Raw genomic sequence first — 24,026 nt, 5'->3', positions numbered from 1 at the left:
CGTCCCGCCCGGGGCACGCATCAGTAACACCCCGCCCACCCCGGGGAAAGGACGCGACGCCATGTCGGAAGCCGTCATCCGTACTGCCACGACGAGTCCCGCCCTCCTTGCGTCTCTTGATCCACTGCTGCGGGAGTGGCTGCCACGGCAGCGGTGGTTCGCGGGCAAGGGCCGTCCGGTCACCGGATTCTCGCTGGTCGCGGCGACCGAGCTGCTCCCCGTCGAGGGCAGGCTGGGCCTGTACCACCTGTTGGTGCGGGCCCATCAGCCCATGACCTCGGGCGACTGCTACCAGCTCCTCATAGGCGTGCGCGAGGCGCTGCCACCCCATCTGGCGCCCGCGCTGATCGGTCACATGGAAGAGGGCCCGCTCGCCGGACGCACGGTGTACGAGGCCCTGTACGACACCCGGCCCGCCGAGGTGCTCCTGGAGGCGCTGCGCGCCCAGGCCCGCATCGGCGGGCTGCGCTTCGAACGGGACCCGGACCAGGAGATCCGGTCCGGTCTGGTGCCCCGCATGGTGACCGCCGAGCAGTCGAACTCGTCGGTGATCTACGGAGATACGTTCATTCTCAAGCTGCTCCGCCGGGTCGTGCCCGGCGTCAACCCCGACCTGGAGCTCCCGCTGGCGCTGGCCCGCGAAGGCTGCCCACGGGTACCGGCGCCGACGGCGTGGCTGCACGCCGAGCTCGACGGGGAGTCGTCCGTCCTCGGTGTGCTCCAGCCCTTCGTCCAGGGCGCGGCGGACGGCTGGGAGCTGGCGCTGCGCGAGCTGGCCAAGGGGGAGGACTTCACTGCGGAGGCGCGCGCGCTGGGGCGGGCCACCGCCGAGGTGCACACCGCGCTGGCCCGGGCGCTGCCCTCGGTGACCCTGGGCGCGGCCCAGCTGCAACCGCTGGTCGACGGCATGACCGAGCGCCTGGAGGCGGCCGTGCAGGCGGTGCCCTCGCTGCGCCCGTACGCCCCCGGGCTGCACTCGGCGTTCACCGCGCTGGCCGACCTGGCCGCGGAGGGCCGTACCTGGACCGCGCAGCGCGTGCACGGCGATCTGCATCTGGGCCAGTGTCTGCGCTCGCCCGCCGGGCAGTGGTCGCTGATCGACTTCGAGGGTGAGCCGTCGAAGCCGCTGGCCGAGCGGCGGATGCCACAGCCGCCGGCGCGGGACGTGGCGGGCATGCTCCGCTCCTTCGACTACGCCGCCCTCTCGGCCGATCCCCCGATGCCGGGCTGGGCCCACGCCTGCCGGGCCGCGTACTGCTCCGGGTACGCCGAGGTCGCCGGCGCCGATCCGCGTACCGATCCCGTGCTGCTGCGGGCCTACGAGACGGACAAGGCGATCTACGAGGTCGTCTACGAGGCCCGCCACCGCCCCGACTGGCTGCCGGTGCCGATGGCCGCGATCGAGCGGTACGCCACATCCGATCTGATCTGACCCGCACAGCCGAGGAGGCTCCACCCGTGACCCCGCGCCCCCCGTCCAGCGATTCGGATCCGAAGAAGTCGGTCAAGAAGGCCGCGGAGAAGGCGGTCACCAAGAAGGCCGCCGCGAAGGAGACTCCGGCGGTGAAGAAGGCCGCCGCCCAGAAGGCCACGGCGAAGAAGGCGCCCGCCGAGAAGGCGCCGGCGCGGCCCGAGCCCGTCGTGCCGGCCGCCTCTCCCGCCCTCGACGCCCACGACCGCGACCGTCTGCTCTCCGCCACCCACCACGACCCGCACGGCGTCCTGGGCGCCCATCCGATACCCGGCGGCATAGCCTTCCGCGTCTTCAAGCCGTACGCGCTCTCCGTCACGGTCCTCGCCGGAACCCTGCGGGCGGAGCTGCACGACGACGGCGACGGGTTCTTCTCGGGCCTCGTGCCGCTGCAGGAGGTCCCCGCCTACCGGCTGCTCGTGACGTACGAGGGCAGCGTCCAGGAGACGGAGGACGCGTACCGTTTCCTGCCCGCGCTGGGCGATCTGGACCTGCATCTGATCGGCGAGGGCCGGCACGAGCAGCTGTGGCGGGCGCTCGGCGCCGAGCCGATGACCCACCAGGGCGTGACCGGCACCCGCTTCACGGTGTGGGCGCCGAACGCGCGCGGGGTGAGTGTGGCCGGCACCTTCAACTTCTGGGACGGCACGGGGTATCCGATGCGCTCCCTCGGTTCGACCGGTATCTGGGAGCTGTTCGTGCCCGGCGTCGGCGAGGGCGAGCTGTACAAGTTCGCGATCACCCGGCAGGACGGTTCGAAGACCCTGCGGGCCGACCCGATGGCCCGCAGGACCGAGGTCCCGCCCAACACCTCGTCGATCGTGCACGCCTCGCATCACGAGTGGCACGACGACGTGTGGCTGGAGGGGCGCGCGGACACCCCGGCGCACGAGGCTCCGTTCTCGGTGTACGAGGTCCATCTGGCGTCCTGGCGACCGGGACTGACGTACCGTCAACTCGCCGAGCAGCTCCCGGCGTACGTCAAGGACCTCGGTTTCACCCATGTCGAGCTCATGCCGGTCGCCGAGCATCCCTTCGGCGGCTCCTGGGGCTATCAGGTCACCGGCTTCTACGCCCCGACGGCCCGGCTGGGCACGCCCGACGACTTCAAGTACCTGGTGGACGCCTTCCACCAGGCGGGCATCGGCGTGCTGATGGACTGGGTGCCGGCCCACTTCCCGCGCGACGACTGGGCGCTGGCCGAGTTCGACGGGCGGCCCCTGTACGAGCACGAGGACCCGCTCCGCTCCGCGCATCCCGACTGGGGCACCCTGGAGTTCGACTTCGGCCGCCGTGAGGTGCGCAACTTCCTGGTCGCCAACGCCGTGTACTGGTGCGAGGAGTTCCACATCGACGGGCTGCGGGTGGACGCGGTCGCCTCGATGCTCTACCTCGACTACTCGCGCGAGCCCGGCCAGTGGGTGCCGAACGAGCACGGCGGCCGGGAGAACCTGGACGCGGTGGCGTTCCTCCAGGAGATGAACGCCACGGTCTACCGGCGGGTGCCGGGCGTGGTGACCATCGCCGAGGAGTCGACGGCCTGGGACGGCGTCACCCGTGCCACCCACCACATCGGCCCCGGCGGCTTCGGTGGTCTGGGCTTCGGTCTGAAGTGGAACATGGGCTGGATGCACGACTCCCTGGGCTACGTCCAGCACGAGCCGGTGCACCGCAAGTACCACCACCACGAGATGACCTTCTCCATGGTGTACGCCTACAGCGAGAACTACGTCCTGCCGATCTCCCACGACGAGGTCGTCCACGGCAAACGCTCCCTGGTGTCGAAGATGCCCGGCGACTGGTGGCAGCAGCGCGCCACCGACCGCGCCTACCTCGCCTTCATGTGGGCCCACCCCGGCAAACAACTCCTCTTCATGGGCCAGGAGTTCGCCCAGGGCGCCGAGTGGTCCGAGGCGCACGGCCCGGACTGGTGGCTCCTCGACCCCGGCTACGGCGCGGAAGCGGACCACCGCGGGGTCCGGGACCTGGTCCGCGACCTCAACATCGTCTACCGCCACACCCCGGCCCTGTGGCAGCTGGACACGAGCCCCGACGGCTTCGAGTGGATCGTGGGAGACGCCTCCGAGGACAACGTCTTCGCCTTCCTGCGCCTGGACGCCGAAGGAAACCCCCTCCTCGCCGTCTCCAACTTCTCCCCCGTCGTCCGCCACGACTACCGCCTCGGCGTGCCCGACTCCGTCCCCGCCTGGCACGAGACCCTCAACACCGACGTCGGCAAGTACGGCGGCGGAGACGTGACCAACCCGGACGTCATCAAGCCGGAGGCGACCGCCTGGCACGGCCGTCCGGCCAGCATCACGCTCTCGCTGCCGCCGCTGGCCACGGTGTGGCTACGGCCCGAGTAGCCGGGAGCGCCGCTCCGTAGAGTGGTCCGGGTCCACGTCGGCGTCCACGGGGAGTTGCGGGCCCATGCGATCCGGAAGCACACGCGGGGCGGCCCTGGCCGTCCTGCTCTGCGCTGTCGCCGTACTGCTGCTCGGTGCGTGCGGAACCGAGGCGGCCGGCCGCGGGACCTCGCCGTCGGACGCTGCGTCCCCGGCGGCCACCGCGCTCCGGTGGACGCTGTCGGCGCCCACGCGCACCCAGATCAACGGCGCCGAGATCGGCGCTGACCGGCGCACGGTGACCATCACCGTGGAGGTGCCCAGCGGCCCGAACCCGTGTGTGCGCGACCTCGAGGCGAAACTCACCGAGCCCGTCGGGAACACCGTGCCGGTCCAGGTCACCTTCGTCTCGCCGTCCGGGGACCGGAGCTCCGGCTGCTCGAAGACGACCACGGCGAGGGCCCGCGTCAAGCTGCCCGAACCCCTGGGAGAGCGCGAGTTGGTGGTCGGCTACCCCGGCGCCGTCTTCACCGCCGAGGGCGCCCACCTGCCCGCGCTGCGGCTCTGCGGCGACCTGGGCTGCACCCCTGCGGCCACCGGCTGCACCGCCCCCTCGTACGACCAGGCGCTGAAGGCGGTCGGCGTACCCGCGCACACCTATCGGGACGCGGAGCACTGCGACGGCAGGTGGCTGGTGCTGGACTTCTCCTGGCGCACGGGTCCGGTCTGCGGAGACACCACGAACGGGGCCTGCACCTCGCGGCTGGGCGACCGCTGGTTCTTCAAGGCCGGGAAGTCGGGCTGGAAGCCGTTCTTCCGCACCGCGGAGGGAGGCTGCCAGGACGTGCGGGACAGGGAGCCGGCCTTCCCTACCGCCCTGTGCGCGTCACTGGAGCCCCTCGCCCCCTCGCTGCACCCGAACTACTCCACGACGACGACCGAGGCACCCTCGCCCTAACCGGCCAGCGCCTTCGGCAGCCGCCCGGTGTGCAGCACCCCCAGCCGCTGGGTGGCGCGGGTCAGGGCCACGTACAGATCGCTCGTGCCGTACAGCCCCGGCTCGACCACCAGCACGGAGTCGAATTCGAGGCCCTTGGACTGCCGCGGGTCGAGGAGGACGACGGTCCGGGTGAGGTCGGGTTCGGCGCCCGCCGTCACCCCGTCCAGGTGCGCCGCCAGCCTGGCGTGCAGATGGCGCGGGGCGATGACCGCGAGCCGGCCCTCGGCGGGGGTCAGCTCCTCGACCGCCTTGGCCACGGCGCCGGGGAGGTCGTCGGTGGCGCGGACCCAGGGCCGTACCCCCGTCGAACGGATCGAGCTCGGCGGTTCGAAGTCCGGGTTCTCCGCCCGTACGACGGCTGCCGCCAGCTCCATGATCTCGGCGGGTGTGCGGTAGTTGACGCCCAGGCGGGTGTGGTCCCAGCGGTCCTCGACATACGGTTCGAGGATCTTCTGCCAGGAGCCGACGCCCGCCGCCTCCGCGGTCTGCGCGGGGTCGCCGACCAGGGTCATCGAGCGGGTCGGGCTGCGTCGCATGAGCAGCCGCCAGGCCATCGGCGACAGCTCCTGCGCCTCGTCGACGATGATGTGTCCGAAGGCCCAGGTCCGGTCGGCGGCCGCGCGTTCGGCGGCGCTGCGGTGGTCGTCCTCCTCCTGCCGCTCGGCGAACCGTTCGGCGTCGATGATGTCGTGCGCGGACAGCACCTCGGACTCCTCGTCGTCGATGTCCTCGAACTCATAGGTCCGGGAGGCGTAGGAGACGTCCAGCACGCCCTGTGCGTAGGCGACCTGGGTCTCCCGCTCGCGCTCGGCCCGGGCCCGCGCCAGCCGTTCGTCCACGCCGAGCAGTTCGGCCGCCTCGTCGAGGAGGGGTACGTCCGCCACGGTCCAGGCCCGGGTCACCGGGCGGCGGATCGCGGCCGCGTCCTCGTCGGGGAGGTAGCCCACCGGGTCGGCGAGGAAGTCCGCGACCAGACGCTGTGGCGTCAGGCGGGGCCACAACTGGTCGATGGCCGCCCACACTTCACGGTTCTCGGCGATCTCGTCGCGGATCTGTGTGACATCGCTCGGGTCGAGGAGGTTCGTGCCGTCGTACGGGTCGGTGCCGACGCGCTCGGCGTACAGCTCGGTGAGCGTGTTGAGGATGTGGCCCTCGAAGTGCTCACGGGCGACGTTGTGCGGCAGTCCGGCCTCGCGGGTGCGCTCGCGGGCGACCCGCACGAGGTCGTCGTCGAGCATGAGGATCTCGCGCTCGTGCTCGATCGCGATCACCGGGTCGGGCAGTGACTGCCAGTCGCGGACGGCTGCGGCGAGGACGTCCGCCATCGCGGCGTTCCCCTTCACCGCGGCCGCCTCGCGGGTGTCGGTCGCCTTCGCCTTCACGCCGGGGAACAGTTCTCCGACCGTCGCGAGGAGGACGCCCGTCTCGCCCAGCGAGGGCAGCACCTCGCCGATGTAGCCGAGGAAGGCGGGGTTGGGGCCGACGATCAGAACGGCGCGCTTGGCCAGCAACTCACGGTATTCGTACAGGAGATACGCGGCCCGGTGCAGGGCGACGGCGGTCTTGCCGGTGCCGGGGCCGCCCTCGACCACCAGCACCCCGCGGTGCGGTGCCCGGATGATCTCGTCCTGCTCGGCCTGGATGGTCTGCACGATGTCGTGCATCCGGCCGGTGCGGGCGGCGTCGAGCGCGGCCAGCAGGACGGCGTCGCCGGTCGGGTCCTCGTGGCCGGTGCGGGTCGCGTCGCCCAGATCGAGGATCTCGTCGTGCAGGGCGGTGACCTCACGGCCCTCGGTGGTGATGTGCCGGCGCCGCCGCAGCCCCATCGGGGTGTGGCCGGTGGCCAGGTAGAACGGCCGGGCCACGGCGGCCCGCCAGTCGATCAGCATCGGTGTGCGCTCGGCGTCGTCCCTGCGCAGACCGATCCGGCCGACGTGGTGACTGGTGCCGGACGTCAGATCGATCCGGCCGAAGCACAGCGAACCGTCCACCGCGTTGAGCGCGGCGAGCAGCCCCGAGCGCTCGGCGACGAGGATGTCCCGCTCCAGGCGGGCCTGCATGGGCGTGTTGCCCTGGGCGAGCGCGTCGGTGACACCGGCCTCGGTGTGACCGCGCAGGGCGTCCACGCGCGCGTACAGGGTGTCGATGAATTCCTGCTCACCGCGAATTTCACCGCTGTTTGACAATTCCACTCCCACGCCGATATACTGTGCCTACTGAGCTTCTCCGCGACCGAATTCCCGTAAAGTCGCGAACCATTGAGTGTAACCAAAGAAATCCCCCCGGCGCAATTGCCGAGGGGATTTTTTCGTTATGCGTAATCAGACGACGTCGGCCAGTTCCTCCAGCAGCCGGCGCTTGGGCCTGGCTCCCACCATGGACTTCACCGGCTCACCGCCGCGGAAGACCATGAACGTGGGCATCGAGAGGACTTTGTAGGCGTTCGTGGTCAGCGGATTGTGGTCCACGTTCAACTGCACCACCTTGAACCGGTCGGCCTCCTCGGCGGCGAGGGCGCGCAGCACGGGCCCCATCTGTCTGCACGGCGGGCACCAATCGGCCGTGAACTCCACGAGCACCGGCATCTCCGACCCGATCACTTCCGTCGCGAAATCCGCGTCCGTCACATCGATCACAGTTCCTGCCCTCCCAGTTCGCACAACGGTGGTTCGTCCCCGGCCATGGCCGCCAGCCGTACGCCGATCTGCGCCCGCACGGTCTGCAGTTCGCCGATCAGCTCGTCCAGCTCCGTCAGCTTGCGCCGGTAGACGGCGAGCGAGGCGGGGCACGAGTCGCCCTCGGGATGCCCGGACCGCAGGCACTCCACGAACGGCCGCGTCTCCTCCAGGTCGAACCCGAAGTCCTGGAGCGTCCTGATCTGCCGCAGCAGCTTCAGATCGCTCTCGTCGTACGCCCGGTACCCGTTGTCGCCGCGCCGCGCGGGCAGCAGCCCACGGGACTCGTAGTACCGCAGCGTCCGCGTCGTGGTCCCGGCCCGTGCGGCCAGCTCGCCGATTCGCATGCGTACGAACGTAAGCCTTGACCCCGACGTCAAGGCAACAGGGGTTTGCGCTCCACGGGAGAGGTGAGCACGATCGAGGTCGTCGTGCGGCCCAGCGCGGAGACCGCTTCGAGAACCTCCTCCAGGTGGACCGTGTCGCGGACGGCGACCTTGAGGATCCAGCAGTCCTCGCCGACCACGTGGTGCACCTCGGTGATCTCGGGGCGCCCGATCAGCTCCAGGGTCCTCGGATGCTTCAGCGTGTAGCCGCCGTGCGGGTTGACCCGGATGAACGCCTGGATGCCGTAGCCGAGCCGGGCCGGCGCGACATGGGCGCCGTAGCCGCTGATCACACCCGCCGTCTCCAGCCGCCGCACCCGCTCGGTGACCGCCGCCGGACTCAGCCGCACCCGGCGCCCCAGCTCGCTCAGCTTGATCCGGCCGTCGCTCTGGAGGAGCTCCAGGATCTGCCGGTCCACCGCGTCGAAGGCCACCGAGGTTTCCTCGGCGGCAGCTCGCAGCGGCCGAGGTTCTTTCGGTGCCACGGACCGAACTCCCATGGTTCCCCCTTCAGAACGTGGATGTACGCCGGGAGAATTATGGTCATGGAAAAGGCACGGGAGATACTGGTCATCGGCGGCAACCGCTATTTCGGCAAGCGCCTCATCGCACGGCTGCTGGCCGCCGGACACCGCGTGACCGTACTCAATCGGGGATCCTCGCCGCCACCACCGGGCGCGACCCATCTGGTCGCCGACCGCAACGACGAGACGTCCCTGACGGACGCCCTCGGTCCACGCGTGTTCGACGTCGTCGTCGACCAGGTCTGCTACACCCCGCGGCAGGCGGAGATCGCCCGCCGGGTCTTCGCGGGGCGCACCGGACGCTATGTGATGACGTCGACGGTCGAGGTGTACGAGTACGAGGACTCCATCGCCCTCGTACGGGAGGACGCCGTCGATCCGCTGACGGTGACCGTCGACACCGAACTCCCCTGGGAGGACCCGACGTTCCTGGAGACCCACTACGGCGAGGGCAAGCGGCAGGCGGAGGCGGTGTTCGCGGCCGCCCCGGACTTCCCGTACGCGGCCGTCCGGGTGGCCCATGTGCTGGGCGGGGACGACGACTTCACCGGACGCCTCGACCACTACGCCTCCCGCATCCGCGCCGGCGAGCCGATCGCGGTGCCCTTCTCGAACCAGCCCGCCACCTACATCCACGTCGAGGAGATCGCCGACTTCCTGGCGTGGGCGGCCGGCGAGGAGTTCACGGGACCGGTCAACGCGGCCTCCCACGGACTGCTGACCACCGTGGAGCTGTGCGAGGCGGTGACCGCGCACCTGCCCCGGGGCAAGGTGGTGCTCCAGCTCGTCGAGGTCGGCGAGGTCTCGCCGTTCTCCTTCTCCCGCTCCTACGGCATGGACAACTCCCGCGCCGCACGGCTCGGTTTCGCCTTCGGCGACGTACGGCAGTGGCTGCCCACGGCGATCACCGAGACCCTCGGGAAGGACGGCGACTGACATGCGGTACCGCACACTTGGCGATCTGCGGGTGAGTGCCGTCGGGCTGGGCGCGATGCCGCTGTCCCTGGAGGGCCGCCCGGACGAGCGGCGCGCCCTGGCCACCGTGCACGCGGCACTGGACGCGGGCGTCACCCTGCTGGACACGGCGGACTCGTACCATCCGCCCGGCGCCGAGCCCGGCCACAACGAACTGCTGGTGGCCCGCGCCCTCGCCGCGTACGGCGGTGACACCTCCGACGTACTGGTGGCGACGAAGGGCGGCCGGGGCCGCGCGGCCGACGGCGGCTGGACGGTGACGGGCGACCCGGGCCATCTGAAGCGGGCGGCCGAGGGCTCCCTCAAGCGGCTCGGCGTCGAGGCGATCGGCCTCTACCAGCTGCACAAGCCCGACCCGGCCGTGCCCTTCGAGGAGTCGGTCGGCGCACTGCGGGAGCTGCTCGACGAGGGAAAGATCCGTCTCGCCGGGGTCTCCAACACCGAGGGGGAGCAGATCCGTTCGGCCCGCGCGATCCTCGGTGACCGGATGGTGTCGGTGCAGAACCGGTACTCCTCCGAGGTCCGCGACAGCGAGGCCGAGCTGCGGCTGTGCGCGGAACTCGGTCTGGCCTTCCTGCCGTGGAGTCCGCTGGGCGGTATCTCGCAGCGCGCTGGACGGGCCGTCGCGGCTGCCGGGGGCGGAACGCTTCGGCGCCTTCCGCGAGGTCGCGGCCGAGCGCGGGGTCAGCCCCCAACAGGTTTGCCTGGCCTGGTTGTTGGCGAAGTCGCCGACCGTGATCCCGATTCCCGGCGCGAGCCGGCCGGAGACGATCCGGGACTCGGCGGGCGCGGCGGACCTCGTCCTGAACGCGCGGGAGCTGGCCCGGCTGGACGCTCAGCGCAACGGCGGCTCGTAACAGCCGGGAGGCATCCCCGGGTACCCCGGGTACAGACCCGGCCCCGGGCCCGGCCCCCTGACGGCCTGCGCCCCTCCTCTCCCGTCCTCGTCGCCGTCCGTCATCCAGTCCTCGTCCTCGATGTCCTCGGCGCCCCGCACCCCCAGCAGCCGGCGGGTGAGCCGGTCCCCGTCGGACAGCAGCTCGTCGAGGGCCTCGCGGACGTCCCGCGCCTCGGTGCGGGCCGCTTCGCGTTCGGCGGCGATGAGCACGGACCGGCGTACCAGCTCCTTGGTGAAGGAGGCGGTCGTGCCCTCCGTGCGGGCCACGACCTCGTCCGCGATGTCCTGGCCGAGGCCCAGCCCGCTCCCGTACAGGCCGAGCAGGGCGGCGCGGCCCGCGGCGTCCGGGAGGGGGATCTCGACGGCGAGGTCGACCCGGCCGGGGCGCTGCACGAGGGCGGGTTCGAGGAGGTCGGCGCGGTTGGTGGTGAGGAGGAAGGTCACGTCGGCGTCGTCGCCGAGGCCGTCCATCTCGTTCAGCACCTGGAAGAGCAGGGGCTGTTCGCCGCCGCCGTAGTCGCGGGCCTCGGCGATGAGGTCGCAGTCCTCCAGGACGACGAGGGCGGGCTGGAGCATCCGGGCCAGGGCGCAGGCCGGGCCGATGGCCCTGATGCTCTCGCCGGACAGGATCACCGCGGTGAACTGCGGGAGGTGGGAGAGGAGATAGCGGATCGTGTGCGTCTTGCCGGTGCCGGGCGGGCCGTACAGCAGCAGGCCCCGGCGCAGATGCTGACCGGCCGCGCGGAGCTGTTCACGGCGCCGGGCCACGCCGACGACCTGGCGCTCCACGCGGTCCAGGAGTCCGGCCGGCAGCACGATGTCGTCGCGGTTCAGGCCGGGGCGGCGGTGGAAGCGGAACGGTCCGAGGCCGTGTCCGAACTCCGAGCCCTCGAAGGAGAGGACCTGTCCGCGGAAGACGTTGTGCTCGCGCAGGAGGGCGTCGATCCCGGCGAGGAAGCGGTCCCCGAACTCCTTGTCCCCGGCGAGGACTTCGAGCTCGACCTTGTTGCGCCCGTACTCGTCCTGCGGGCCGCGCAGGAGGACGGCGAACCGCTCGTCGCCCTCGGTGCCGAGGTAGAACCCGCAGGAGACGCAGGCCAGTTCCTCGTCCGGGGAGACGGGCAGGTGGGCGTAGTCGACCGCGCCGATCACGAACCGCTGGTGGCGGTCGGCTACTTCGAGGATGTCGCCGAGGGTGAGCTCGCCGTGGTGCTGGGAGCCGCGCATGCCGATCAGTTCATGCGTACGGCCTTCGGCGGCGAACCAGCGTTCCAGGGCGAGGTGGACGTTGGGCAGGTCGTAGGAGGCATACGCGGCCTTCACCACCGGGCGGTCCGCCGGAGCCGAGCCCAGGTGGTCGCGGAGCCGCTTGGCGAGGTCGCGGCTGCCGTCGGCGTCGGCACGCTTCGGGCGGGCGACCGCCATGAGGAACTCGTGGAACAGCTCGTTGACCCGGTCCAGCGGCAGTGGCGAGGGCTCTCGGTCCTTCCCGTACCTCGCCTCGTACTCGGCACTGCTGACGATCTCCACCCCACCGGGCTCCCCCATGTCCGCCTCCGCGTCGCTCTGCCCCGGGCCCCAAGGTTCTCCAGCGTGCGCCCCTGCGAGCCACGGGTCAAAGCATTTCGGGCAAGTGGTCGTGAACAGACCGGAAAGGGACGGGAGGCGTCACTCAGGTGGCGTCCAGCAGAGCCTGTTCCTCTTCGGTGACCCGGCCGAAGCAGACGTCTTCGGTGACCATGACGGTGGACCAACTCCAGGTCCGCAGGCTGCTGTGCCGGGCGTGGAGCGTCCAGCCCTGTTTCTTGTAGCCGGCCATGAAGTAGGTGCCGTTCTCCGTGAGCGGCGCCTCGGCCGGTTCGGTCGCGGGGGTCGTGGGGGTCACAGGGGTCGAGAACCCTCAGTCCTCGGTCGACCAGGAGACCACGCAGGGTGACAGCCGGGTGATGAGGGCGGCCAGTTTCCCTCCCTCCGCGGTGGTCGCCGTACTGGCGGCCCTGCCGCTCCGGGAGTACCCCACCTCGGTCCTCCCCTCCGGCAGCCCGGCGGCCACGGTCTAGGCCGGGGCTCCCGCCTTCGCCGCCTCCTCGACCTCCAGCAGCGAGGCGGTGCGCCGTTCCGCCTCGAAGGCGCGGTGGCCGCCGCGCAGGCCGAACAGGCGCTTGGCGAGGAGGATGTAGACCACGGCGAGGATGTTGAGGACCAGCGTGGCGATCTTCAACCAGCTGATGTGCTCGGTGAGTTCGTAGATCTCCAGCGGGAGGAAGGCGGCCGTGGCGACGACCGTCAGATACTCCGCCCAGCGCTTGGCGTACCAGAGGCCGACCGCCTCGACGAGTTCGATCACGGCGTAGGCCAGGAGCAGCACCGCCACCAGGAGCAGGGTGTCGTGACCGTAGCCGAAGGTCCTCTGGATGGTGCCCACGACCGGTGAGTGGTCGAGGTCGTAGTGGAAGTGCCTGAACACCGGGCGGAAGACGTCCAGATACTCGTCGAAGAGGTTGCGCACCGCGTCCTGGCTGTTGCTGAACTTCCAGACCGCCAGCGCCACCAGCACGATGAACACCCCGCGCACCGCCCGCTCGACGGCGAGGAAGCGCAGGACGAACAGGTCGCGCAGGACCTTGCCGCGCGGCACCAGCGGGGCTTCGGAGGCCGGCCCGGAACCGTGCGGCTCCCCCAGTGCGAAGTCGCCGCAGCGCAGACAGCGCCAGACCTCCCCGAGGGCGGTCTCTGCGTGCAGTCCCGCCCGCAGCCGGAGCTCGTCCGGCGCGTACGTCACATGTCCGCGCCGCGCGCACGTCCGTCGGTCCCAGTCGATCGCCATCCCCCGTGCCTCCACCGACGTGCCGCGCCTGTACTGGACAGACGCGGCACGCTACCGGGAGGGGGTAAGAGTTCGGTGAGTCAGCGGCTGCCGGCCAACTCCTTCTCCGCTTCGGCCGTCTCGACGGGCTCCGCCGCCTTCTTCCGCCCCGGCAGCAGCACCGCGACCAGCACCGTGCCGACGCCCAGGACCACGGCCCCGATCAGGCTGGTGTGGGCGACCGCGTCGGAGAAGGAGGAGCCGACCGCCTCGGCCATCTGCTTGGCCCCGGCGGCGAGTTGATCGGCCTGCGCCTTCAGCTGGGCCGCCTGCTGGGGGTCCGTGGCCTTCGCGGCCTGTCCGGCGACCTGCCGGGCCTGCTCCCCGATGCCCTGCGCGACGGTGTACCCGGCACCGACCGAGTCCTGCGCGGTGTCGAGCGTGGCCGCCGGGAGCTTGCTGCCGCCGGTGGCGTCGGCGAGGTGACCGGAGTACGACGTCGCCAGCAGCGAGCCGAGGATCGCGATGCCGAGCGAACCGCCGAGCTCGATCGAGGTGTCGTTCACCGCGCCGCCGACGCCCAGTTCGGACTCGGGGAACGCCCCCATGATCGCGTCCGTGGCGGGCGAGAGGGCGAGGCCGATCGCCAGACCGAGGACGGCGAGCGGGGCGACGAAATCGCCGTACGACGAGCTCGCGTCCACCTGGGTCAGCAGCGCGAGCGCCGCGGTGCCGCCCACCATGCCCGCGGTGACCGTCCACTTCATGCCGACCCGCGGGGTGAGGAAGCCGGTCAGGGCCGAGCCGACGAAGACGGCGCCGGCGAGCGGCAGCATGCGCAGGCCGGTCTCCAGGGCGCTGTAGCCGAGGACGAACTGGAGGTGCTGGGTGAGGTAGTAGAAGGCGCCGAAGACGGCGAGGAAGAACAGGGCGACGGCGAGGTTGGAGCCGGCGAAACCGCGGTCGGTGAAGCGGCGGACGTCGACGACGGGGCGCGGGTGACGCAGCTCCCACAGGACGAAGGCCAGCAGTCCGGCGACCGCGACGACCGCGGCGCCGATCGCCTTCGCACCCCATCCGAAGTGCGGGCCCTCGATGATCATGTAGACGAGCGAGCCTATCCACACCACCGACAGCAGTCCGCCGACGTAGTCGATCCGGCCCTTGTCCCTGGCCTTGGACGGCGGGACGAGGACCAGGGCGCCGACGATCGCGAGCGCGGCGACGGGGACGTTGATGAGGAACGTCGAGGTCCAGGCGTGGTTCTCCAGGAGCGCGCCCGCGACCAGCGGACCGGCCGCTATGGCCACGCCCGACGTGGCGGTCCACACGGTGATCGCCTTGGCCCGCTCGGCGCGCGGGAAGGTCGAGGCGAGCAGGGACAGCGTCGCCGGCATGATCATCGCGGCGCCGGTGCCCATCACGGCACGGGCCGCGATGACCGTCGTGGAGCTGTCGGCGAGGTACCCGAAGACGGACCCGCCGCCGAACACGACCAGGCCGAGCAGCAGGGCGCCGCGGCGGCTGTACTTGTCGCCGATCGCGCCGAGCAGCAGCATCAGCGCGGCGTACGGGACGGTGTAGCCGTCGATGACCCACTGGAGGTCGGCGCTGGACAGACCGAGGTCCTGGGTCATGGCGGGCGCGGCGACCGTGAGGGCGGTGTTCGCCATCACGATGATCAGCAGGCTCAGGCAGAGGACGAGGAGCGCCCACCAACGCCGGGCGTAGGGGCGGTCCATCCTCTCGACCGGTTCGGTCATGACGAGTCGCATGGCAGGGGTGGCCTTCCTCAGCGGACTTGTTTTCCACGGGTTGCACAGCGCTGTGCATTTGCACAACACTGTGCAATGTACGCTCCTTGCACAGCACTGTGCAAGTCGATGAGGGAAGAGGCACAATGGCGTCCATGACCACGGGTAACCCCAGCCGCGCCGACGCCAACCGCCGCCGCATCCTCGACGTGGCGCTCGCCGAGCTGCTGCGCGATCCGGATGCGTCCATGGACCAGATCGCGCGCGCCGCGGGAGTCGTACGGCGGACCGTGTACGGGCACTTCCCCAGCCGTGAGGCGCTGGTGAGCACGCTCGTCGACGGAGCCGTGGAAGCGGTGGCGGCGGCCGACGAGGCGGGGCGCGGGGACGTCGAGGACCCGGCAGAGGCGCTGGCCGCCTCCATCCTGGCGGTCTGGGAGGTCGCCGACCGCTATCGCATCCTGGTCGCGCTGGCCCAGCGCAGCGTGACGATGCAGGGCATCCGGGAACGTCTGGCGCCGGTGCGCGAGGCCAGCGAGGACCTGCTGCGGCGCGGCCTGGCAGCGGGCGTCTTCGCCTCCCCGCTGCCCGTGCCTGCCCTGGCGTACGTCCATGAACAGCTGGTGTTCGCGGTGATGGAGGCGGTGAACGACGGCCTCCTGGCACCCGAAGAGGCGGGCCGCTCCGCCGCGGTCACCGTACTGACCGCGGCGGGCGTACCCGCCTCTCGTGCCACCGAACTGGTGGCGAAGCTGAGCGATTGAGTTGTACTGCTGCCGGTTGTGGCCCGGGCGGCTGAGCGACGGGGGAGCTTCTCAGCCGCCCGGAGTTTTTGATGCCGGTCGGGGCAGCGCCCCGAAGGGGCGCGGGGAACTGCGCGACCAGCCAGAGCGGACCCGCGGTTCCCGACCAGAGCAAGCCCCGAGTTCTCGACGGCTCGCCCAGCGGAGCGCCTACGCTTTCGCCAGCTCCTTCTCGCCGCCCTGCTCCGGCACATCCGCGACAACGGTCTCGTGGCCGTCGTCGAGGAGGGTCTTCTCGTCGAACGGGAGGTGACCGGCGAGGACCTGGTCGACGCGCTCGCGGTCGATCTCCTTGGTCCAGGTGCCGATCAGGACCGTGGCGACGGCGTTGCCCGCGAAGTTGGTGAGGGCGCGGGCCTCGCTCATGAAGCGGTCGATGCCGACGATGAGGCCGATACCGTCCACCAGGGCCGGCTTGTGCGACTGCAGACCACCGGCCAGCGTGGCCAGACCCGCACCGGTGACACCGGCGGCGCCCTTCGAGGCGACGAACAGGAAGAGCAGCAGCGGGATCTGCTCACCGATCGACATCGGCGTACCCATGGCGTCGGCGATGAACAGCGAGGCCATGGTCATGTAGATCATGGTGCCGTCGAGGTTGAAGGAGTAGCCGGTCGGGACGGTGATGCCGACGACGGGCTTGCTGATGCCCAGGTGCTCCATCTTCGCGATGAGCCGCGGCAGCGCGGACTCGGAGGAGGAGGTCGACAGGATCAGCAGGAACTCACGGCCGAGGTACTTGAAGAGCGTGAGGATGTTGAGGCCCGCGATCACCCGCAGCAGCGTGCCGAGCACGATGAAGACGAACAGGACGCAGGTGGTGTAGAAGCCCAGCATCAGCAGGGCGAGGTCCTTCAGCGCGTCCACGCCGGCGGAGCCCACGACGGCGGCCATGGCACCGAAGGCACCGATCGGAGCGGCCCACATGATCATGGCGAGGATGCGGAAGACGAGCCGCTGGATGTGCTCGACACCGCGCAGGACCGGCGCCCCGGCGGGACCCATGGCCTGCAGCGCGAACCCGGCGAGCAGGGCGATGAGCAGCGTCTGCAGGACCTCGCCCTGGGTGAACGCGGAGATCATCGTGGTCGGGATGATGCCGAGCAGGAACTCGGTGGTGTCCTTGGCCTCCGCGTCGACCTGCGCGTGACCGGCGTCCTTGACCGCGTCGGTCACCGCGAGGCCGGTGCCCGGGTCCAGGATGTTGCCGACGACGAGGCCGATGCCCAGCGCGACCATCGACATGATCGTGAAGTAGAGGAGCGCGATACCGCCGACGGCACCGACCTTGGCGGCCTTCCGCACCGAACCGATACCCAGCACGATCGTGCAGAAGATGATCGGCGAGATCATCATCTTGATCAGGTTCACGAAGCCCGTACCGATGGGCTTCAGCTCGACGGCGAAGTCGGGCGCGACCATGCCGACAAGAATGCCGATGGCGACCGCGACGATCACCGCGATGTACAGATAATGGGTGCGGTCCCGCTTGGCGGGCGCGGCAGATGCGGTTTCGGGGGTGCTGGCGGCCACGGCTGCCCTCCTTTGACGTCTTCGTCGGTTGTCACCGGCGTGCGGCTCACGTCCGGGCTTTAGAGGAATGCCGTGACTATCTCCTGCCCTGTGAGGGCGGTCACCCTTCCGTTCATTTAGTTCACACTTACTGTCGGAGGCACACTGACGACATGCACATACCGGTCCCGAGACCCCGCAGCCTGGCCGGCCAGCTCTTCGCCATGCAGGCCGTGCTGATAGCGGTGCTCGTCGCCGGGTACGCGCTCTTCACCTACGTCAGCGACCGCAGCCAGGCCGAGGACGCGGCCGGCCGACAGGCGATGGGGGTGGCCCGCGCGGTCGCGGACGCCCCTTCGGTACGGGAGGCCATCGGTACGCCCGATCCGTCCGCGAAGCTCCAGCCGTACGCGCTGCGGGTGATGCACGACGCCGACGTCGACTTCGTCACGATCATGAATCCGCAGGGGATCCGCTGGACGCATCCCCGCGAGGAGGAGATCGGCAAGCACTTCCTCGGCAACATCACTCCCGCCCTGGGCGGCGACTCCTTCACCGAGACCTACACCGGCACGCTCGGCGCCTCGGTCCGCGCGGTCACCCCCATCAAGGCGCACGGCGAGGTCGTGGGCCTGGTCAGCGCGGGTATCCGGGTGGAGGAGATCAGTGAGCGGGTGCAGGGCCAGCTGACGGCCCTGCTGGGCGTCGCCGCGGGCGCGCTGGCGCTGGGCGCGGTGGGCACGTACGTCATCAACGCCCGTCTGCGCCGCCACACCCACAACATGAACGCGACCGAGCTCAGCCATATGCACGACTACCACCAGGCGGCGCTGCACGCGGTGCGCGAGGGGTTGTTGATGCTGGACGGGCAGTACCGGGTGGCGCTGATCAACGACGGCGGCCGGGAACTGCTCGGCGTGGCCGAGGACGTGGTGGGCCGCTCGGTGGCCGAACTCGGCCTGCCCGCACCCCTGACGGGCGCGCTGCTGGCGTCGGAGCCTCGGGTGGACGAGGTGCACCTGACGGCGGACCGGGTCCTGGTCATCAACACCTCACCGGTGTCCGGAGGGGACCGCCGGGGCACGGTCGTGACCCTGCGCGACGTGACCGAACTCCAGTCCCTGATGGGCGAGTTGAACTCCGAACGCGGCTTCACCCAGGCGCTGCGCTCGCAGGCGCACGAGGCGGCGAACCGTCTCCACACGGTCGTCTCCCTGATCGAACTCGACCGGGCCGCGGAGGCGGTGGACTTCGCCACAGCCGAACTGGAGCTGGCGCAGGCGCTCACCGACCAGGTGGTGGCGGCGGTGAGCGAACCGGTGCTGGCGGCCCTGCTGCTCGGGAAGACGGCACAGGCGAACGAGCGGGGCGTGGAGCTGGTGGTGTCCGAGGACAGCCGCCTGGACGACGGCCTGCTGCCGGCCTCGCTCCCCGCACGCGACCTGGTGACGATCCTCGGCAACCTGATCGACAACGCGGTGGACGCGGCGCAGGGCAGCGTGGGCGCGCGGGTCACGGTGACGGCGTACACGGAAGCCGCCGAACTGATCCTGCGCGTCTCCGACACCGGCGGGGGCGTGGACCCGGCACACACGGAGGCGGTCTTCCAGCGAGGCTTCTCGACAAAGCCCGCGGGCCCGGGCGGCCGAGGCCTCGGCCTGGCCCTCGTACGCCAGGCGGTCAGCCGCCACGAGGGAACCCTGACGGTGGCGGAGGCGGCCGGGGGCGGAGCGGAATTCGAGGTGCGCGTACCGCTGCGGGGCGGGGGCCCGGGCGAGGCCTGGGCGCGGGGGGCTGCTCGGGCCGGGGGCGACGGGGAAGGCCGGGGCGTCGGGGGCGAGGCGGAGGCCCGGGGCGAGGTGCGGGTCGGGGGCGGGGCGGGGGCCCGGAGCGACGGGGCGGTCCGGAGCGGGGTGGACACCCGCAGCGTCGGGGGCGAGACGGAGACCCGGGGCGCCGCTGAGGCCAGGGGCAACGCGGAGGCCAGGGGCATCGGAGACGCGGCGGAGACCCGGGGCGATGTGCGGGTCCAGGGCGGGGTGGAGACCCGGGGCGCTGCGGAGGCCGGGAACGTCGGGGGCGAGACGGCCGCCGGGGGCGGCGCGGGTGAGGCGGAGGCTCGGGGCGGAGGGCAGGTCGGGGGCGAGGCGGAGGTCGGGGGCGTGTCCTCGTGGGGGAACGGTGGGGAGGCCTCGCGGGGCGGGGGTGTGGGGGGCGGGCGTACGGTGGGCGCGGGCGTGGCCGAAGATGCGTCGACGGCAGGTGCCGTACCGGTGGGGATCGAGCCGCGGACCCCGGGGCCGGAGGGTGGCGAACCGGAGGGCGCCGGTTCGCGGGGTACCGCTTCTGGAGGCGACGCATGACGACCCAGCCACAGCCGATCCGTGTCCTGGTCGTGGAGGACGACCCGGTCGCCGCGGACGCGCACGTCATGTACGTCAACCGGGTGCAGGGCTTCACGGCCGTCGGCAAGGCGCACACCGGGGCGGAGGCGCGGCGCCTGCTGGACCGTACGCCGGTGGACCTGCTCCTGCTGGACCTGCACCTCCCCGACGTGCACGGTCTGCAGTTCGCCCGCTCGCTCCGGGCCGCCGGGCATCAGGCGGACGTGATCGCGGTGACGTCGGCGCGGGACCTGACGGTGGTACGGGAGGGCGTCTCCCTGGGTGTCGTCCAGTACGTCCTGAAGCCGTTCACCTTCGCCACGTTGCGGGACCGGCTGGTGCGCTACGCCGAGTTCCACGCGTCGGTGGGCGAGGCGAGCGGACAGGACGAGGTGGACCGGGCGCTGGCGACACTGCGGGCGCCGGGACCGGCGGCGCTGCCGAAGGGGCTGAGCTCCCCGACGCTGGAACGGGTCACCGTGGCGCTGCGGGACAGCGGGGAGGGACTGACGGCCACCGGACTCGCGGAGGTCGTGGGGATCTCCCGGATCACCGCCCGGCGGTATCTGGAGCATCTCGTGGACGCGGGGAGGGCGGCGCGGGCTCCGCAGTACGGGACGGTGGGACGGCCGGAGTTGCAGTACCGGTGGGTCAAGGGGCCGTAGGACCGAACGGCCGCGTGTATACGACGACTTGGGCCGCGAGCCCGATCACGGTCAGCGCCTCGACGAGCGACAGGGCGAGAAGTCCGGCGCCGTTCGCTCCCGCCGCCCAGTAGACGGTGAGCCCGGCGAGGGGGACGACGCAGAAGGCCAGGAGGTCGATCCCGCACTGGATGACCTTGCGCTGACGCCGGCGGGCGTCGGAGCGGTGGACGGTCTCCCAGGTGAACGCGTGCTCGGCCCGGGCGAGTTGGGCGAGCTTCGGTCCCAGGTCATGGCGTATGTGCCGGCCGATCGCGGAGATCTTCTCGTCGTTGACGAGGTACGTCCACCCGAGCACCACGCACACGGGCGGGAGCGCGAGCAGCATGTCGGGGCGTTTCGCCTGGGCGGTGGCGGCGATGACCGCGGCGACGACGGTGAGGGTGACGTAGAGGAGGTTGTCGCGGAAGCCGATGCGGGTCTTCTGTTCGTCCTTGAGGCTCTGGTACTCGGCGAGGAGCAGTTGCCCGACGGTGACGTCGTGCTGGTCCGGCATCAGCTCTCCCCTGGTCCCGACGGCATCCCCGCACAGGTCACCTGGCCGTACCTTAAGGGAGCGATGGCAGCCCCGGGCACCCAATCCGGCGCAGACTCATTGACCTGACTAGACCACTCCCCCTACGTTCACCGGGCAGCCACCCGGCCACCCCCACGTGAGCCCGTAGGAGGTCATGCCCGTGCGCCCCACCGCCGTCCGCACCGCGCTCCCCGCACTCCTCGCCGCCGCCCTCACCGCCACCGCCCTCACCGCGTGCAGTTCCGGTTCCGGAAGCGACCCGGACACCCTGAAGGTCTCCTTCAAGCAGTCCACGGACAACTCCATCAAGGTGATGGACGAGTTCCTGGCCGGCATCAAGAAGCAGTTCGAGAAGGAGAACCCCGGCAAGAAGGTCGAGCTCGTCCCCATCAAGGCCCCGGACTCGGAGTACTACACCAAGGTCCAGCAGATGCTCCGCTCCCCCAAGACCGCCCCGGACCTGGTCTACGAGGACACCTTCCTCATCAACTCCGACATCACCAGCGGGTACTTGAAGCCCCTGGACGCCTATCTCGCCAAGTGGCCGGACTGGAGCCAGTTCATCGACACGGCGAAGACGGCGGCCAAGGCCGAGGACGGGAAGACGTACGGCGTCCCGGACGGCACCGACACCCGGGGGCTGTGGTTCGACAAGGGCGTCTTCGCCAAGGCCGGTCTCCCCGCCGACTGGCAGCCGAAGACCTGGGACGAGGTCCTCGAAGCCGCCCGCACGATCAAGAGGAAGGTCCCCGACGTCACGCCTCTCAACGTCTACACCGGCAAACCCGCGGGTGAGGCCGCGACGATGCAGGGCTTCGAGATGCTGCTCTACGGCACGGCCGACGGCACCGCGGACCCCCTCTACGACACGGCCACCAAGAAGTGGATCGCCGGCGGCCAGGGCTTCAAGGACGCCCTCTCCTTCGTCGAGACGGTCTACAGGGAGAAGCTCGGCCCGGACGTCGAGACCGCCCTGGACCCCAACATCCAGACCATCATCCGCGGCGACCTCCTCCCCAAGGGCAAGCTCGGCATCGACCTGGACGGCTCCTGGCTCCCGCAGGACTGGCTGGAGGGCAGCGGGCACGAATGGCCCGAGTGGTCACGGAAGTTGGGCCTCGCGTACATGCCCACCCAGCACGGCCAGGCCCCCGGCAAGGTGAGCATGTCCGGCGGCTGGACCTGGGCCATCCCGTCGAAGGCGGCCAACCCCGACCTGGCCTTCGACTTCATCAGGACGATGCAGACCAAGGCGAACGCCCAGAAGTGGTACATCGCCAACTCCGGCATCGCGGTCCGCAAGGACGTCGCCGAGGACCCCGCGTACGCCGACGCCCAGCCCGGCATCACGTTCTTCACCGACCTGGTCGCGAGCACGCACTACCGGCCCGCCTATCCGGCGTATCCGAAGGTCTCCACCGCGATCCAGGAGGCGATGGAGGGCGTGACGACGGGCGACATGTCGGTGGAGGAAGCGGCGAGGGCCTACGACGAGGAGCTGAGAACGGCGGCCGACGGCAAAGTGATCGAGAAGTGAGCCCTCTCCCATGAGACTCACGAGGACCGCCCGCGCGCTCCCCCTCGCCCCCTCCGTGATCCTCCTGCTCCTCTTCCTGGCCGGCCCCATCGCCTACTGCGCCTACATCGCCTTCACCGACCTCCAACTCACCGGCCAGGCCCAGGAGTCGTTCATCGGCCTCGAGAACTTCCGTACGGCCTTCGGGGACGAGGCGTTCCGCAACGCGGTGTGGCTGACGCTGGTCTTCACGGTCGTGTCGGCGCTGATCGGCCAGAACACGCTGGGCCTGGCGCTGGCCGCGCTGATGCGGCGCGCGTCGAAGCCGGTGCGCACGGTCGTCGGCGCGGTGGTCATCGCGGCGTGGGTGCTCCCGGAGGTGGTCGCCGGCTTCCTCCTCTACGCCTTCTTCCGCCGCGAGGGCACCCTGAACGCCGTCCTGGACCGGCTCCATCTGCCCACCCAGAACTGGCTGTTCACCCTGCCGATCCTCGCGGTGTCGTTCGCGAACGTGTGGCGGGGCACGGCGTTCTCCATGCTGGTCTACTCGGCGGCGCTGAACGAGATCCCCCAGGAGATCACCGAGGCGGCGGAGGTCGACGGCGCGGGCGGCTGGCGCCGCATGTGGCACATCACCCTCCCGATGATCCGCCGCTCCATCGGCACGAACCTCATGCTCATCACCCTCCAGACCCTGTCCGTGTTCGGCCTGATCTGGGTGATGACGAGGGGCGGCCCGGGCGGCAGGAGCCAGACGCTGCCGCTGTTCATGTACGAGGAGGCGTTCCAGAAGAGCATGATCGGCTACGGCACGGCGGTGGCGCTGCTGCTTCTGGTGGTGGGCTCGCTGTTCTCGGCGGTGTACGTGCGGCTGCTCCGGACGGAGGTCTGACCCCGATGGCATCCAGGGCATCCGGTGCCTCCATGGCATCCCGCAGAACCACCCGCCGCCTGGCCGCCGACGCGGGCCTCCTGGTGGTGGCCGCCGCGTTCATGCTCCCGCTGGCGTGGGTGCTCCTGTCCTCGGTGGACCCGGACGCGAACCTCCGCGTGAAGGTCCCCGACGGAGTGACCCTGTCCCACTTCGACGCGGTCCTGACCCCGGAGATCACGTTCACCCCGCTGCTGAACAGTCTGCTGCTGTGCGGGGGCGGCACGCTGCTGACGGTGGTGTGCGCGGCGCTGGCGGCGTACCCCCTGTCGCGCTTCCGCTCCCGCCTGAACCGCCCCTTCCTCCTGACGATCCTCTTCGCGACGAGCCTCCCGATCACCGCGATCATGGTCCCGGTGTACGCGCTGTTCGTCCAGGTGAACCTGATCGACACCCTCCAGGGCACGATCTTCTTCTTCGCGGCGTCTCAACTGCCGTTCGCGATATGGCTGATGAAGAACTTCATGGACGGCGTACCGAAGGAACTGGAGGAGGCGGCCTGGACGGACGGCGCGTCGCCCTTCCAGTCCCTGCTCCGGATCGTGCTGCCCCTGATGGGGCCCGGTGTGGCGGTGGTGACGGTCTTCTCGTTCGTCATGATGTGGGGCAACTTCTTCGTCCCGTTCATGCTGCTGCTCACACCGGATCAGATGCCGGCGGCGGTGAGCATCAACGAGTTCTTCGGCAACCGGGGGATGGTGGCGTACGGGCAGTTGGCGGCGTTCTCGGTGATCTACTCGACGCCGGTGATCCTGCTGTACGTGCTGGTGGCACGGCGGTTGGGCGGAGGGTTCGCGTTGGGCGGGGCGGTCAAGGGGTGACGGG

The 24,026-nt window shown here is 70.7% G+C and carries 20 protein-coding genes and 2 pseudogenes; 12 read left to right on the top strand and 10 right to left on the bottom strand.

All coding sequences use genetic code 11. The annotated features are described in order from the left end of the window. The first annotated feature begins 61 nt into the window (after window positions 1–61). The 3 genes from OG381_RS31895 (at window position 62) to OG381_RS31885 (ending at window position 4,774) form a co-directional block, all read left to right on the top strand. Entirely contained in the window at window positions 62–1,432 is a 1,371-nt protein-coding gene (locus OG381_RS31895) for a maltokinase N-terminal cap-like domain-containing protein (RefSeq protein ID WP_327719481.1), read from the top strand. 26 nt (window positions 1,433–1,458) lie between these two features. After that, window positions 1,459–3,837: a 1,4-alpha-glucan branching enzyme gene (glgB, locus tag OG381_RS31890; RefSeq protein WP_327719480.1), complete on the top strand. Its 2,379-nt coding sequence runs from the start codon at window positions 1,459–1,461 to the stop codon at window positions 3,835–3,837. 64 nt (window positions 3,838–3,901) lie between these two features. Further along, window positions 3,902–4,774, top strand: coding sequence for a hypothetical protein (locus tag OG381_RS31885; RefSeq protein WP_327719479.1), 873 nt, complete (start codon window positions 3,902–3,904; stop codon window positions 4,772–4,774). Here OG381_RS31885 and OG381_RS31880 read toward each other — a convergent pair. The 4 genes from OG381_RS31880 to OG381_RS31865 form a co-directional block, all read right to left on the bottom strand. Beyond that, window positions 4,771–6,984, bottom strand: a complete 2,214-nt coding sequence (locus OG381_RS31880; RefSeq protein ID WP_327722608.1) for a HelD family protein — start codon at window positions 6,982–6,984, stop codon at window positions 4,771–4,773. The two genes, OG381_RS31885 and OG381_RS31880, sit on opposite strands and share 4 nt — an antisense overlap. A 153-nt stretch (window positions 6,985–7,137) precedes the next feature. Further along, a complete protein-coding gene (locus OG381_RS31875; protein WP_327719478.1) occupies window positions 7,138–7,452 on the bottom strand; it encodes a thioredoxin family protein in 315 nt (104 codons plus the stop codon). Further along, window positions 7,449–7,838 (bottom strand): MerR family transcriptional regulator, encoded by a 390-nt coding sequence (locus OG381_RS31870; protein WP_046263232.1) that lies wholly within the window; start codon window positions 7,836–7,838, stop codon window positions 7,449–7,451. Before OG381_RS31870 ends, OG381_RS31875 begins: the two co-directional genes overlap by 4 nt. Before the next feature lie 29 nt (window positions 7,839–7,867). Then, window positions 7,868–8,377 carry an Lrp/AsnC family transcriptional regulator gene (locus tag OG381_RS31865; protein ID WP_327719477.1) on the bottom strand — a complete coding sequence of 170 codons (510 nt, stop codon included), beginning with the start codon at window positions 8,375–8,377 and terminating at the stop codon, window positions 7,868–7,870. Window positions 8,378–8,422: 45 nt separating this feature from the next. Here OG381_RS31865 and OG381_RS31860 point away from each other — a divergent pair, with 45 nt between their 5' ends. After that, window positions 8,423–9,337, top strand: coding sequence for an NAD-dependent epimerase/dehydratase family protein (locus OG381_RS31860; RefSeq protein ID WP_443061950.1), 915 nt, complete (start codon window positions 8,423–8,425; stop codon window positions 9,335–9,337). Between the two features lies 1 nt (window position 9,338). Continuing rightward, window positions 9,339–10,233: pseudogene (locus tag OG381_RS31855) on the top strand (aldo/keto reductase). Here the strand turns inward: OG381_RS31855 and OG381_RS31850 are convergent. After that, a complete protein-coding gene (locus tag OG381_RS31850; protein WP_327719475.1) occupies window positions 10,212–11,822 on the bottom strand; it encodes an ATP-binding protein in 1,611 nt (536 codons plus the stop codon). The pseudogene OG381_RS31855 and the gene OG381_RS31850 sit on opposite strands and share 22 nt — an antisense overlap. A 124-nt stretch (window positions 11,823–11,946) precedes the next feature. Further along, window positions 11,947–12,159 (bottom strand): hypothetical protein, encoded by a 213-nt coding sequence (locus OG381_RS31845; protein WP_327719474.1) that lies wholly within the window; start codon window positions 12,157–12,159, stop codon window positions 11,947–11,949. On the opposite strand from OG381_RS31845, the gene OG381_RS31840 reads away from it, so the two are divergent. Then, window positions 12,149–12,334: a hypothetical protein gene (locus OG381_RS31840; RefSeq protein WP_327719473.1), complete on the top strand. Its 186-nt coding sequence runs from the start codon at window positions 12,149–12,151 to the stop codon at window positions 12,332–12,334. The two genes, OG381_RS31845 and OG381_RS31840, sit on opposite strands and share 11 nt — an antisense overlap. Here the strand turns inward: OG381_RS31840 and OG381_RS31835 are convergent. Further along, window positions 12,331–13,101: a DUF2127 domain-containing protein gene (locus OG381_RS31835; RefSeq protein ID WP_327719472.1), complete on the bottom strand. Its 771-nt coding sequence runs from the start codon at window positions 13,099–13,101 to the stop codon at window positions 12,331–12,333. The two genes, OG381_RS31840 and OG381_RS31835, sit on opposite strands and share 4 nt — an antisense overlap. Before the next feature lie 80 nt (window positions 13,102–13,181). Next, window positions 13,182–14,855, bottom strand: coding sequence for an MFS transporter (locus OG381_RS31830; protein ID WP_327719471.1), 1,674 nt, complete (start codon window positions 14,853–14,855; stop codon window positions 13,182–13,184). Between the two features lie 125 nt (window positions 14,856–14,980). Here OG381_RS31830 and OG381_RS31825 point away from each other — a divergent pair, with 125 nt between their 5' ends. After that, on the top strand, window positions 14,981–15,598 hold the full coding sequence (locus OG381_RS31825) for a TetR/AcrR family transcriptional regulator (RefSeq protein ID WP_327719470.1): 618 nt from the start codon (window positions 14,981–14,983) through the stop codon (window positions 15,596–15,598). 189 nt (window positions 15,599–15,787) lie between these two features. On the opposite strand, the gene OG381_RS31820 is transcribed toward OG381_RS31825, so the two are convergent. Next, window positions 15,788–17,170, bottom strand: coding sequence for a cation:dicarboxylate symporter family transporter (locus OG381_RS31820; RefSeq protein ID WP_327719469.1), 1,383 nt, complete (start codon window positions 17,168–17,170; stop codon window positions 15,788–15,790). A 152-nt stretch (window positions 17,171–17,322) separates the two neighbouring features. Between OG381_RS31820 and OG381_RS31815 the strand changes: the two are divergent. After that, window positions 17,323–18,963, top strand: a pseudogene (locus OG381_RS31815) (sensor histidine kinase); the annotation flags it as partial. Window positions 18,964–19,508: 545 nt separating this feature from the next. After that, complete coding sequence (locus tag OG381_RS31810; protein ID WP_327719468.1) at window positions 19,509–20,198, top strand: response regulator; 690 nt, start codon at window positions 19,509–19,511, stop codon at window positions 20,196–20,198. Here OG381_RS31810 and OG381_RS31805 read toward each other — a convergent pair. Then, window positions 20,185–20,733, bottom strand: coding sequence for a hypothetical protein (locus tag OG381_RS31805; RefSeq protein WP_327719467.1), 549 nt, complete (start codon window positions 20,731–20,733; stop codon window positions 20,185–20,187). The two genes, OG381_RS31810 and OG381_RS31805, sit on opposite strands and share 14 nt — an antisense overlap. Before the next feature lie 175 nt (window positions 20,734–20,908). Between OG381_RS31805 and OG381_RS31800 the strand changes: the two genes are divergently transcribed. The 3 genes from OG381_RS31800 to OG381_RS31790 are packed head-to-tail and all read left to right on the top strand — an operon-like array spanning window position 20,909 to window position 24,022. Continuing rightward, complete coding sequence (locus OG381_RS31800) at window positions 20,909–22,291, top strand: extracellular solute-binding protein (RefSeq protein ID WP_327719466.1); 1,383 nt, start codon at window positions 20,909–20,911, stop codon at window positions 22,289–22,291. A gap of 10 nt (window positions 22,292–22,301) precedes the next feature. Beyond that, entirely contained in the window at window positions 22,302–23,162 is an 861-nt protein-coding gene (locus OG381_RS31795) for a carbohydrate ABC transporter permease (RefSeq protein ID WP_327719465.1), read from the top strand. 5 nt (window positions 23,163–23,167) lie between these two features. Beyond that, entirely contained in the window at window positions 23,168–24,022 is an 855-nt protein-coding gene (locus OG381_RS31790) for a carbohydrate ABC transporter permease (protein WP_327719464.1), read from the top strand. Window positions 24,023–24,026 lie beyond the last annotated feature (4 nt).

Source organism: Streptomyces sp. NBC_00490 (assembly GCF_036013645.1).
GTDB classification, from domain to species: domain Bacteria; phylum Actinomycetota; class Actinomycetes; order Streptomycetales; family Streptomycetaceae; genus Streptomyces; species Streptomyces canus_F.
The sequence above is the reverse complement of the archived record's forward strand: the minus strand, read 5'-3'. Positions and strand labels throughout refer to the sequence as shown.